Origin of the sequence: Psychromonas aquimarina ATCC BAA-1526 (assembly GCF_000428725.1) — a bacterium.
GTDB classification, from domain to species: domain Bacteria; phylum Pseudomonadota; class Gammaproteobacteria; order Enterobacterales; family Psychromonadaceae; genus Psychromonas; species Psychromonas aquimarina.
Genome location: NZ_AUAM01000034.1, coordinates 1 through 12,742, shown reverse-complemented (window position 1 = coordinate 12,742; position 12,742 = coordinate 1). Strand labels below are relative to the sequence as shown.

At 40.3% G+C, this 12,742-nt stretch carries 11 protein-coding genes; 6 read left to right on the top strand and 5 right to left on the bottom strand.

The window, feature by feature from the left end; translation table 11 throughout:
* Positions 1–11: 11 nt before the first annotated feature.
* Positions 12–1,277 carry a lipid IV(A) 3-deoxy-D-manno-octulosonic acid transferase gene (gene waaA, locus G337_RS0113260; RefSeq protein WP_211235808.1) on the bottom strand — a complete coding sequence of 422 codons (1,266 nt, stop codon included), beginning with the start codon at positions 1,275–1,277 and terminating at the stop codon, positions 12–14.
* Between the two features lie 490 nt (positions 1,278–1,767).
* On the opposite strand from waaA, the gene G337_RS0113255 reads away from it, so the two are divergent.
* The 3 genes from G337_RS0113255 to G337_RS0113245 are packed head-to-tail and all read left to right on the top strand — an operon-like array spanning position 1,768 to position 4,622.
* Positions 1,768–2,982 (top strand): O-antigen ligase family protein, encoded by a 1,215-nt coding sequence (locus G337_RS0113255; protein ID WP_028864320.1) that lies wholly within the window; start codon positions 1,768–1,770, stop codon positions 2,980–2,982.
* Positions 2,975–3,793, top strand: coding sequence for a glycosyltransferase (locus G337_RS0113250; RefSeq protein WP_028864319.1), 819 nt, complete (start codon positions 2,975–2,977; stop codon positions 3,791–3,793). Before G337_RS0113255 ends, G337_RS0113250 begins: the two co-directional genes overlap by 8 nt.
* A gap of 4 nt (positions 3,794–3,797) precedes the next feature.
* Positions 3,798–4,622, top strand: a complete 825-nt coding sequence (locus G337_RS0113245; RefSeq protein ID WP_037027483.1) for a glycosyltransferase — start codon at positions 3,798–3,800, stop codon at positions 4,620–4,622.
* Positions 4,623–4,906: 284 nt separating this feature from the next.
* Here G337_RS0113245 and waaF read toward each other — a convergent pair whose 3' ends face one another.
* From waaF to rfaD, 3 genes are all read right to left on the bottom strand, one after another.
* Positions 4,907–5,956, bottom strand: a complete 1,050-nt coding sequence (waaF, locus tag G337_RS0113240) for a lipopolysaccharide heptosyltransferase II (RefSeq protein WP_028864317.1) — start codon at positions 5,954–5,956, stop codon at positions 4,907–4,909.
* 206 nt (positions 5,957–6,162) lie between these two features.
* Positions 6,163–7,929: a bifunctional glycosyltransferase family 4 protein/polysaccharide deacetylase gene (locus G337_RS0113230; RefSeq protein ID WP_028864315.1), complete on the bottom strand. Its 1,767-nt coding sequence runs from the start codon at positions 7,927–7,929 to the stop codon at positions 6,163–6,165.
* Between the two features lie 79 nt (positions 7,930–8,008).
* Positions 8,009–8,944, bottom strand: coding sequence for an ADP-glyceromanno-heptose 6-epimerase (gene rfaD / locus G337_RS0113225; RefSeq protein ID WP_028864314.1), 936 nt, complete (start codon positions 8,942–8,944; stop codon positions 8,009–8,011).
* A gap of 218 nt (positions 8,945–9,162) precedes the next feature.
* Between rfaD and glpE the strand changes: the two genes are divergently transcribed.
* Complete coding sequence (glpE, locus tag G337_RS0113220; RefSeq protein ID WP_028864313.1) at positions 9,163–9,474, top strand: thiosulfate sulfurtransferase GlpE; 312 nt, start codon at positions 9,163–9,165, stop codon at positions 9,472–9,474.
* 62 nt (positions 9,475–9,536) lie between these two features.
* Positions 9,537–9,887 carry a DUF6572 domain-containing protein gene (locus G337_RS0113215; RefSeq protein WP_028864312.1) on the top strand — a complete coding sequence of 117 codons (351 nt, stop codon included), beginning with the start codon at positions 9,537–9,539 and terminating at the stop codon, positions 9,885–9,887.
* A 9-nt stretch (positions 9,888–9,896) separates the two neighbouring features.
* Here the strand turns inward: G337_RS0113215 and G337_RS0113210 are convergent, their stop codons facing one another.
* On the bottom strand, positions 9,897–11,153 hold the full coding sequence (locus G337_RS0113210; protein WP_084605383.1) for a chloride channel protein: 1,257 nt from the start codon (positions 11,151–11,153) through the stop codon (positions 9,897–9,899).
* A gap of 216 nt (positions 11,154–11,369) precedes the next feature.
* Between G337_RS0113210 and tkt the strand changes: the two genes are divergently transcribed.
* On the top strand, positions 11,370–12,742 hold a 1,373-nt coding region (tkt, locus tag G337_RS0113205), incomplete at its 3' end, for a transketolase (protein WP_028864310.1).

Genomic DNA, 12,742 nt, shown 5'->3' with positions numbered 1-12,742 from the left:
GTGTTTTTTCTTCAAACAAAGGCGGGTAAAAATTCAATCGATTTTTTGATGGCGCCTTTGTTGCTGTTAACCACATGAACAGCAGCTTCTCCCTGCTGCATTCGTAATTCTGGAGCGCTAAATAGTTTCTGCAGTTGGGCTGTTATTTGCCCGCTGTCTGCGCAGATTGTACAGGCTTTATTGTTAACAAGCTCCCTGGTAATATCGGTGAAATTATAATAACTCGGGCCGGTCAATATTGGTTTTGCCAGTGCGGCGGGTTCAAGAACATTATGTCCGCCGACTTTATCTCCGATTAAACTGCCCGCCATAAAACAGATATCGGCAGCTTGAATTAAGCTCAGCATCTCGCCCATTGTATCACCTAGATAAACCTGTGTTACTTTTTCTACAGGCTCATTATTTGAACGGCAGACGGTATTAAAGCCGCTTTCTTCACTTAGCTTAAACATCGAAGTAAAACGTTCTGGGTGTCTTGGGACAAGAATAAGCAGTGCTTCAGGCTGTGTAGTTAATAATGATTTATGCGCATTGAAGAGTTGTTCATCTTCACCCGGGTGAGTGCTTGCCGCAATCCATACCGGCCGTGTACTGCCGATCTGTTTTCTAAGTTCAAAGCCTTTATTTATATCTTCCTTTGAGATGCTGATATCAAACTTGATAGAGCCGGTGATTTTGATTCTACTGCTTTCAATACCCAATTTTTGAAAACGTAAAGAATCATCTTTTGTCTGACACAAAATCTGAGTAATATCTTTTGATAATAAGTTAAAAACCCCTTGTACTTTGGCGTAACGGGAACAGGAGCGCTCGGATAATCGTGCATTGACAATAGTAATTGGAATGCCGGCTTCTGCCGCCGCACTAAGTGTATTCGGCCATAGCTCTGTTTCCATAATAAGAAGCTGCTGAGGCTGTATTATTTTGATAAAACGTTTTACTGCAAAGCTAAAATCCAGTGGCATATATCTATGTTCGACTAACGAGCCTAATTTAGCAGCCTGCTCTGCACCGGTGCTGGTGGTCGTGGTGACTAATATACTCAGCTCGGGATGTGCATCTTTGATTTTTTTTATCAGGGGAGTAGCCGCAATAACCTCTCCAACAGATACTGTGTGGATCCAGACCGGTGGGGCAGCTGAGTTTAAAGGCGAGGAAAAACCAAAGTGCTCTTTCCAGCGTGGCCCGAAGGGTGGTTTGCCTTCTTTTGGTCGATATAAGGTGTAGATAAATATGGGAGATATTAAAGTAAGCAGTAGATTGTAAATAAAAAACATAAAAATTAACCATTTCAAGCTGTATAGCAGTAGTATACCTGTTTTTTATATATTTTATTTTACTGTTTAAATGGATTTTATCTACGACTTAAAAGGGAGAATATAACGAATAAGTTTACAGGCGAGATTATCTGAGTTTTTCAGGATACAATGTCTCTGAAAAGGTTAGCTTTTGGAAAATGCTAATAGGACTGCAAAGAAAGTACTCTTATGGATAGTTGTGATATTCTTTCCCTGAATAATATTGTTGATTAATTTAATGTCAAATCAATTGTTTTCAAGGTATGGTGGGAAATTGAAGATATGATTATCAATACTCTATGTTCAGCGTTCAACATAAAGGACATTTTGTATCAAATTATCAAGCTGATAATGATATTCAAAGATTTCAGCTTGCTGGCACAAGGTTTAAAAGATAGGACGAGTCTCACTTTAGTGCAGAGATGCATGCTGACAGTCTAGAAAAACTCACGAAGGCACATAAAAAGCAATGAAACACCTAATAAAAATCAAGAGTCTTGAAAAAGCCATTATTATTTTCTTTGGTTTTTCTGTCTTTACGTCAAAAGCGGGGCTGAATATATCAGTCGTACTGCTCTTTATCCTCTTTTTTTATCAGCTCATTAGTGATAAAAATTATTGGACACAAATGGCGAATAACAAGATCTTTCTTTTATCTATTTCGTTGTATATTATTGGTCTGCTGTCAACGCTCGTCTACCCCTCTAACTTAGCGGATACGATTTATTTTGCCCGTAAAGCTGCTTTTTTATTAGTCATTCCTTGTCTGTTTATACTCAACATGGATGCAGAGAACAAGAGCCTAGCAATAAATTCAGTATGTGCCGGATTTATGGTAGCTGCTGTTAATGTTGCTTATCAGGCATATCACCTTGGTGCCTGGCATGGAGAAAGAGTCACTAGCTTTTTTGATCTTGGTCGCTGGTCAGAAATGCTTACCTACTTCCTAGTCTTTCTATTACCTCTACTATTAGATGCCAAGGAGAAAAAACAGAAAAGAATTCTATACCTATTATTGATAATCATTGGATATGCCTGTCTTATCCTAAGTGGCTCACGAGGTGGGATGCTGGCTACTGTCATCGTAACGGTATTATACCTTGTCATTTACAAACGATATGTGTTATTGAAGTTATCCGCAATTTTATTAATCGTATTGCCACTATTGATGTTTATCTTTCCATCAACAGTCAATGTCGTAGAAGGCAGAATAGCAAGTATCGCAAATACAACAACAGATGGATCTAACTCAGCACGAATTAAAATGTGGGAGTCCGGCTATTTATTTGCTGTTGATAACCTGAAAAATAATCCAACCACCTTCTTCTTTGGCACTGGGCTTATTGATTTCGAAAGAGAGTACAGTATATATATCAATAGTTTAAATGATAATATACTGAGTGACTATCCTGACTTTTCTTTTCGCGATAACCACAATGGTATTCTGGATGCGACAAATAAACTTGGTATTGTCTATGAATTAATGTTCTTAGTACTAATAGTACTCATCACTAGACAAATTATGAAAGCTAGCCCCAACATAAAATATTCGGGGTTAAGTGTCATCGTTGCCTTTTTCATTATTGGTATGTTCTATACTAATCAGCTTGAGTATCAAACCATTTGTTTTTTCTATTTTATATCTATTTCCCTACCAAGCCTGCAGGAGAAAGCTCATGCTTAAAGCCAGCATAATTATTGCTTTTTATAATAATGTAACAAGTTTAAAGATGATATTAACCGCTTTGAATAATCAATATGAAAATAACTTTGAGGTTGTTATTGCTGATGATGGTTCGGCAGAAGAGAACGTTACCCAAGTAGAGGCGCTTTCCAGAGATTACAACTTTGATATTCATCATGTTTGGCATGAGGATAAGGGGTTTAGGAAAAACAAGATCCTCAATAAAGCCATTATGGCGGCAAGCAATGAGTACCTAATTTTTATTGATGGTGATTGTATCCCTCAAGATCAGTTTGTCGTCGACCACCTGACTCATGCAGAAAAAAATGTTTGCCTCAATGGGCGTAGAGCCGATCTATCACCAAAGGTTAGCGATATTATTCGTCAAGAAAATACGCCTCACCCTAATAATCTGTTCAAGTCACATATGCTGGCGATCTTAGCCGATTACGCATTAAGTCGAGGTAAAAATATTGAAAAGGGACTGCGTATCACTTGGCTTCCACTTTCAAAATTCCTCAACCGTAAAGACAAAGGACTAGTTGGCTGTAATTTTTCAGCTCATAAAGAAGATATATTAAAGATCAATGGTTTTGATGAACGTTATGAAGCCCCTGGAATCGGAGAAGATAGTGATATTGAATTTCGTCTACGTCAGGCTGATATTCAAATAAATAATATTTTCTTTATGGCCAACCAAATCCATCTTTATCATAAGGAATTACCCCGTTCTGAATTTAATGTGTCTTTATTTCGTCAAGTACAAGAACAGCAACAGTATTTCACGCCATACGGCATCACTAAAGGATAAATAAATGATCCCCTTTTGCAAAGCATCAATCATAATTTCAATATACAAAGATACTGTCGCTTTAAATGCTATTCTCTCACGTTTGAATGTACAAACAGAAAAAAACTTTGAGGTTATTATTGCTGAAGATGGTGAGAGTAGCGAAGTTGCCGAATATCTGAGAGTTACACCATTCCCATCTTTAAAGATAAAACACACTACACAGGAAGATAACGGCTGGCGAAAAATGTCCGCTGTTAATAAAGCTGTCGCCAAAGCAGAGTCTGAATACCTTATTTTCCTTGATGGTGACTGCATTCCCCATAGCCGTCATGTTGAGACACATCTAGCACAGCAAGAGCCAGGTAAGATCCTAACCGGCAGACGCGTTTATCTAGGGCCATTTTTCTCAAAGTGGACTAGACAGAATCCGGATATCTTAAATTATATTGAAAACCGTTTCCTTTATCTTTTAGCTATCATTCCTTTACACCTCGACAAAGTAAAATGTTACGAATTGGGGCTGCGAAGTTATCTTCTCCATAAAAGAGCCAAGCACCGGCATGTCAGCATCGTCGGCTGTAATTTCTCTCTGTCAATGCAGGATATGTTGGATGTAAACGGTTATGATGAAAACCTGGTCGGTCCGGGAGCCGAGGATGATGATTTAGCAATCCGATTAAGAGCAATGGGGAAATCAGAGAAAAGTGTAAAATTCATAACCCCAACCTATCATCTTAATCATAAAGTCAACCGTCAAGGTTCTGAGAAAAACAAGGAAATTACTGCTGAATCACTTAAGAATAAGCAATTTTACACACTAAACGGTATTGATAAATACCTAAAATAAACTCCAATCTAAAAGCTGTCGATATGTAAGCGTCCGGCAAACGACACTGAACGTTTTTTATAAGGTAGATTTTCAAAAATCTGTGTCATTTCAGTAAAATATAGCAAAACAGGAATGACACATGGCAAGTAAATTTAACTTTAACGATGCAGTTAAAGATCTTCAAGGCTTTATTTGATCAAGTAAGGCAGGAAAATTCAGCTTACACTAAATTTGGCTTCCGGAAAGACTAACATAAGAGCATCTGTTCGGTATGAATAGATGCTTCATATGATATTTAGTCACTATGTTTTCTCTTTTTTGATAAAGTTTTGAATACGCTGCATTACCGTATCTGGCTTTAGATCTTTAAGGCATTTTAGGTGCTGATATGGACATTCTTTTTTAAAGCAGGGGCGGCATTCAATATCGGTGTGCACTATTTCAACATGCTTAGATAACGGCGGTGTATATTGAGGTGAGCTTGAGCCGTAAATACCTACAATATTACAGCCGACAGCTGCCGCAACATGCATTAATCCAGAGTCATTACTGACAACCGTATGGCAGCAGGACAGTAAGTCAACAGCTTCATTTAAACTGGTATCACCAGCGAGATTAATAATCCTGTCTTGAGCCGCTTCATCAACCAGAGATGCTATTTTGTCGGTTGTCACTCTGTCTTTTGCTGAGCCGAATAACCATACTTGATATCCTAAACTGATGAGCTCCTGAGCAATAGTGCCGTAGTGCTCCTCGGGCCAGCGTTTTGCCGGGCCAAATTCGGCGCCGGGACAAAGGCCGATTATTGGCGAATTTAGTGACAGGTTAAACTTCTCTAAAATGGTGTTTTTGATCTGCTCATTAATTTCCAGCTTTGGCTTTGGTAAAGAATGTATCTCTCCCAAACAGCCTGAGCCTGTCATTTCATGTTTAGGGTAAGCAAGGGATACATAACGCTCAACCATATATTGAAATGATTTTTTATTATTGCGTAAGTCGTTTAATAAACCATAACGCATTTCACCTTTCCAGCCGATTCGTTTGGGGATTTTAGCAAAGAATGGGATAAGCGCTGATTTAGCTGAATTAGGCAAAATGTAGGCTATATCATAATTTTCATTTCGTAATGATTTTCCTAACTGGTAGCGAAGCTTAAAATCAAGGTCTCCATGTCCTAAAGGCATCTCAATGGCTTTGTTTATCTGTGGCATTTTTTCTAAGATAGGCAGACACCATTTGGGAGCTAATGCATCAATGGTGCACTCTGGGTATTGTTCTTTTAGAGTGATGTATAATGACTGGGTCATTACCATATCACCGACCCATGACGGGCTGACAATGAATATCTTCATTATTTAGTATCCTGCTGCAGAGATGGGAAAATAGGAGTCATAGTGCTGGCTTCTGTTTCTGATAACTAATAGCTAAAGCCATCAATCGAGCCTGCATAAATGTATAAAAAGCACTGATAAAATTAGCTTGTAATAATACTTCGCTTAAAGAGAATAAATCACTTAACCTGCTTTTGTCTTTTGCTGAAACACTCATTTTATTTATATTACTTGGCTTTTCTAAATACATAATTACCGCGAATCTTGCGCCATAATCCGAAAACATCGGTGCGCGGGAAAATCGCTATACGCCTGATCTGGTATAAATCCTGATGCATGGCCAGCGGACCGCTGTTAGTTGCCAGTGCAAAATCATAACCTAATTCTTTTGCGATATCTTTTGAATCTTGATTGTGAATGCCAAAGGGATAAGCAAAGGAGATTAACGGTTTACCGGTAATGGCTTCCAGTTGTTTTTTGTTTTCACTGATCTCTTTGAACTGCTGTTCATAGGATAAAGTATCCAGCTTGGGATGAGTTAAAGTATGCCCGCCGATTTCAACATAGCCGGACTCGCTTAATACTTTTAACTGCTTTGCTGACATTAATTCTACAGACTTTTCCGGATTCTCTGTTTGTTCAACATCCCAGCGGTTAAATGATTCACCGGTAACTGCGTACACTACGGCTTTAAAGTTATACTTTTTCAGTAGAGGTAACAGTAATTCATAGTTATCTTTATAACCGTCATCAACGGTGATAATAACATAACGTTTCCCCGGCTGTAGCCTAGACACAGTGCCTGCTTCTTTTAAATCTGCAAAGGTTAAGGTTTCGATATTTAAACGCTTTAATAATTTGAAATGTTTTTCCAGCATCTTGATATCAAGATAAGTCCCGTGTACCCCTTTTTCAGATTCGTCTTTAATAAAACGGTGATACATAATAATTGGGATTTCCTGAGAACGCTTTTCAACGTAGGTGTCCTGATAAATCACTTCAAGCTGATCGACAATTTTCTCTAAATCATAATTTTGTTTAATTACTTCAGTCACTGCAGGTGCGCAGCTTGTCTGCTGCAGTGCTTTTTCTATCTGCGGTTTTAATAGAGAGAAGTCTACATTGAGTCCTTTTTTACCTATATCGCCGAAATTAGTGGCCATCGCCTGCTGGATATTATCCTGGGTGACATCACCAATAGAGCTTGCTTCGCCGATGGCAAAAGTAGGGCGCCCGCAAAGCAGGGATTCCATAGCAACACGGCCGGCACCAATAACTAAATCGGACTGCGCGATAATAGTCTGCACATCATTACTGTAGCCGCTGAATTCTACTTGCTTTTTAAACGGTTCAAAACGTTTATCCACTTGTGTACCGCTGATAATGCGTACCTGGTATTTATCTAAATCGATACACTGATTAAGCAGCTGATAACAAACATCACCTTTAGGACCGCTTAACCGTCCGATAATAGAGATTATCTTTTTCTTATTATCTGGTGCTGCCTGTACCTTAAAATCGTTACATTCAATACCGTTACGGCTGACCACCGTTTTCTGCATATCGACACCAAGTTCAGTTACTATCTGCTGCTGAATCGATTCGCAGACACAAATAACTTTGTCGCCCATGGCATGGAATTTTTTACTTGATGAATGTACAGGCTGGCGCCCGTGTACCGTCGTGACCATAGGAGTGCCGGTTAGTTTACAGGCAAGGTGGCAGCTCCAGCTTGAGGCGCGGGAGTGTGCATGTACCAGTTGAATATTGTGTTTTTTAATAAGATAGATTAAGTAAAAAACATGCCAGAAGCGTCTCGGCACACTGCGTTTATTAAAGCGCAGTTTAAAAAAAGGGCCGTTATGCTTTTTAGTTAATGTATCTGAGACATAAAAAATTTGATGTCCTCTCCGGCTTAGCTGGTTGCCAACGGTTGTTGCATAAACCTCCGCACCTGTTACTTCAAGCTGCGAAAGCGCCATCAATATATTCATCTAACTATCTCATTTAGAAATTAAAATAAAAAAGCAGTAATAACTCATTACTGCTTTTTCAACGGTTAAGGTAACGGCTTTATTTGTTAATAATTGCCATATATTCTACCGTGCCCTGTGCAACTGTTTTGAACTCAGCATCATATCCGGCTGCGCGCAGGTTAGTTAAATCGGCTTCAGTGAAGCTCTGGTAGCGGCCTTTTAAATGGTCCGGGAAGGGGATGCGCTGAATTTCACCTTTCTGATGGTATGCAACAACTGCTTTGCCCACTTCAAGAAATGATTCTGCCTGACCGGTACCCAGGTTAAAAATTCCTGAAACATTATTATCGAAGAACCATAGGTTTACTTTACAGACATCACCCACATAAACAAAATCACGTTTGTGTTCACCTTCAAATAACTTGGCATTTTCACCGGCATTAAGCTGATTATTCAGGTGGAAAGCAACACTTGCCATGCTTCCTTTGTGCTGCTCGCGCGGCCCGTAAACATTGAAGTAACGGAAGCCGACAATCTGCGGCAGTTTTTCGCCATGCTCTTCAGCATCCTTCCAGATACCACGTACGTACTGGTCAAACTGAAATTTGGAGTAGCCGTAGACATTTAACGGTTTTTCATATTTAAGCTCTTCTTTAAAAGTATCATTGCCGCCGTAAGTGGCTGCAGAAGAGGCGTATAGAAACGGAATATTACGCTCGATACAGTAATGAAGCAGGTCTTTTGAATATTCATAATTATTTTCCATCATGAATTTACCGTCCCACTCAGTGGTTGCAGAGCAGGCACCTTCGTGGAAAACAGCTTCTATCTGACCAAAATCCTGGCCGGATACGATCTGCGTAATAAAGTCATCTTTGTCCATGTAATCAGTAATCTGCAGATCAACTAAGTTTACAAATTTGGTGCCGTCAGTAAGATCATCAACAACCAGAATATCTGTAATGCCGCGCTCATTAAGTGATTTGACGATATTACTTCCGATAAAACCTGCGCCGCCTGTAACTATAAACATGCATTCACCTCTAAAATAGATACGATATTAAAATGAGTATTGCTGAATATTAATCAGCTGCTACGCGCGATTATACGCCTAGAGTCCGCTTCGGTGCTAACTTTTTATTTCAGCATCCGGCGGTTAAATATTTATCAATACGTAAATGAAATGTTGCATAAATTCAAATGTGTTTGCTAAATTGAGGGGGGAAAGGCGATATCTAATAAGGAAATATTATGCCGACGTTCCATTTAATTAATGCACATGATGCAAAGCAGCGCTCTTTAAATGAAGATGTGAAGATAGTTGATATTCGTGATGATAAATCATTCAAGGCAGATCATGTTGAAGGATCTTTTCATCTGACTAATGCCAGTGTGGCTAAGTTTATGAAGGAAGTAGATGTAAATACCCCTATATTTGTAATCTGTTATCATGGCAACAGCAGTAAAGGTGTTGCGCAGTATCTTTGTGATCAGGGATATTTAGATGTCTACAGTATTGAGGGCGGTTTCACTGACTGGCGAATTGTACATCCGCATGAATAATTATCAGGGCGCAGCCAAAGCTCTGCCGGTTTATTTGCTTTCAATATATTATAAGGGAAAAAATGAGTGTAATTGATACAGATAGTATTGATGCTATCGGTTTGGAAAAACAAGCGCGCCGTGTATTTTTAAGTATTATTGATGCGCTGGCCTGGGATGATCAAAATGTACATCTTTATACTCTGCAGGAGAAGATAAACACTTATCTGTTTTTTATTGAATCAGGAGAGTTAATTAAAGCGCTGCCGGATGCAGAGGGTTTTGATATTGCCATTGAGTTGATTTTAAAACATATGCCAAGTGAAGAAGCGGTCAGTTTTTTTGATAAAACCTCGCAGATTCTGCTGGATAAAGGCATTGTTTTTGTGTTCGGACCGAATAAAGAAACAGGTTATGCAGAGCAGCAGAGTTAACCGCTGCTTTTAAAGGGGCGACGTTAGCCGCTTTTTCTTTAAGGAACCGCTGCGCAGAATAACATTCTGCCGGACTAATAATAACTCGATTAAACTGTTCTGTTTACTAAAATGCTGGTGGATAAAATAAGCGCTGTAACCGGCTGCTAAGCAAGGCAGTAACAGGTTTAAGTCATTAGTGCTTTCCAAAACAAATAAAATACCCGCCAGCGGTACATGCAATACAGCGCCTAACAGTGCCCCCATACCGACAATAATAAAAAGCTGACTATCGTTTACTGCAAATAATTTGCAGAACAGAGCACCGCATAAAGCCCCTAAAATAAGGCTTGGCCCCAGCGCCCCCCCTGGTACCGCTAAGGCGATGACTGCAGCTGAGCTGATAAAACGAATAATCAGCCAGAGTGTGATAAGTGTGAGTGTCTGCGGTTCATAAAACAGATCTTTTAATAATCCATAGCCCAGTCCGATAGTTTCCGGGGAGAACCAGGAGAATATTGCGGTTATGAGTCCGGCCAGCAGTAGTTTCTGCCAGTAGCTGCCGCGGATTTTCCGGGTTAAGAGATCGATGCAGTTTAAAAATGAAGAGGAAAGCAGGCCGCAGAGCGCACCAAACAGCAGCATTTTTGCCAGCAGTAATAAAGAAAGAGAAAAAGGCACTACTGTAATAATAAAGGCGTAAATGCCCAGCTGGTGTGCAGACCACTGTGCAAACAGTGTGGCCGCTGTGACCAGCAGTAAAGTCCGCCATCTAAACTGACGAATGATTGTTTCATAGGTAAATAATATCGCCATAAATGGTGTATCAAGCATAACTGTGATGCCGACAGCCGCACCGCAGGCTGTTAATACCCGCAGTGTGTGGGAACGAACCATGAAAAACTGTCCGACCAGATTTGAACTAGCTGCACCGATATGCACTGCCGGACCAATTGCTCCGATAGCAAAGCCGGTCACTAAAGCGACACTGGCACTTAGAAATTGGAAAAGAAGATTTAAAAAAGGCAGTCTCCCCAGGCCGATATGAAACTCTAAAACAACATGCGGCAGGCCGGATTTTAGATGCTTAGCAAACAGGTAAAAAAGAATGATTAATAACACGGCACCTGACAGCGGAGGCAGCAGTTCGCTGCTTAAACTGTGCATATCCGGATAAACAGGGTTAAGTACAATTAAGCGGAAGCCGTAAACACTGGCCATACTGAAACAGGTGCTTAATAACACCAAGGGTAATAATTTAGTGACTGTGTATTGCGGATGGCTCATGATTTTTTATTTTTAAGGAGTCTTACGCTAAAGATAGGACACTATCTGCTGAACAAAGAGCTAGTTTAGCTGTTAGCTGGAAAATGAGCTTATATTTGTAAAAATATGTGATGTATTTGCAATTTTTTCATTGCATCTGCCCCTGTTCATTTGGGATAATCTCGCGCACTTAATACCCGCTGTTAATACGTAACTAAACCAAATCAGGAGATACAGATGCCTTCTCGTCAAGAGCTAGCTAACGCAATTCGAGCCTTAAGTATGGATGCCGTTCAAAAAGCCAATTCAGGTCACCCAGGCGCACCAATGGGCATGGCTGATATCGCTGAAGTCCTATGGCGTGATTTCTTAAAGCATAACCCTACTAACCCGCAGTGGGCAGATCGCGACCGCTTTGTTCTGTCTAACGGACACGGTTCAATGCTGATCTATTCTCTATTACATTTATCGGGTTACGAGCTGTCAATTGACGATCTTAAATCTTTCCGTCAGCTGCATTCTAAAACACCGGGTCACCCGGAATATGACTACACACCAGGTGTAGAAACAACAACCGGTCCTCTAGGGCAAGGTGTTACTAACGCTGTTGGTATGGCGATTGCTGAAAAATCTTTAGCTGCGCAGTTCAACCGTGAAGGTCACGATATTGTTGATCACCATACTTATACTTTCTTAGGCGACGGCTGTCTGATGGAAGGTATTTCGCACGAAGCTTGTTCTTTAGCGGGTACTCTAGGTCTTGGTAAACTGATTGCATTCTGGGATGACAACGGCATCTCTATCGACGGTGAAGTTGAAGGCTGGTTCACTGATGATACTCCGGCACGTTTCAAAGCATACGGCTGGCATGTTATTGCTGTTGACGGCCATAACAGCGAAGAAATTAAAGCTGCAATTACCGCAGCTAAAGCTGAAACAACTAAACCAACGATTATCTGTTGTAAAACAACTATCGGCTTTGGTTCACCTAATAAGCAGGGCACGCATGACTGTCACGGTGCTCCATTAGGCGCAGATGAAATTCTTGCAACACGTAAAGCATTAGGCTGGAACTACGGTGATTTTGAAATTCCTGCTGATATTTACGCTGACTGGGATAATAAAAAAGGCGGTCAGGCTGCTGAAACATCTTGGGATGAGAAATTTGCCGCTTATGCATCTGCTTTCCCTGAGTTAGCATCTGAATACAAGCGCCGTATTAACAGTGAAATGCCAAGCGACTGGGCTGAAAAATCAACTCAGTACATTGCTGATTTACAAGCTGATTCAGCAAATATCGCAACACGTAAAGCATCACAAAACTGTATCGAAGCATTTGCACCTATGCTGCCGGAACTACTTGGCGGCTCTGCGGATTTAGCTCCGTCTAACTTAACTATGTGGTCTGGTACTAAAGCCATTACAGCTGATGATGCATCTGGTAACTACCTGCATTACGGTGTACGTGAGTTTGCTATGTCAGCAATCATTAATGGTATGGCACTGCATAAAGGTTTTGTTCCTTACGGCGCAACATTCCTGATGTTTATGGAATACGCACGTAACGGTTTACGTATGTCTGCATTAATGAAGCAGCGTGCTATTCAGGT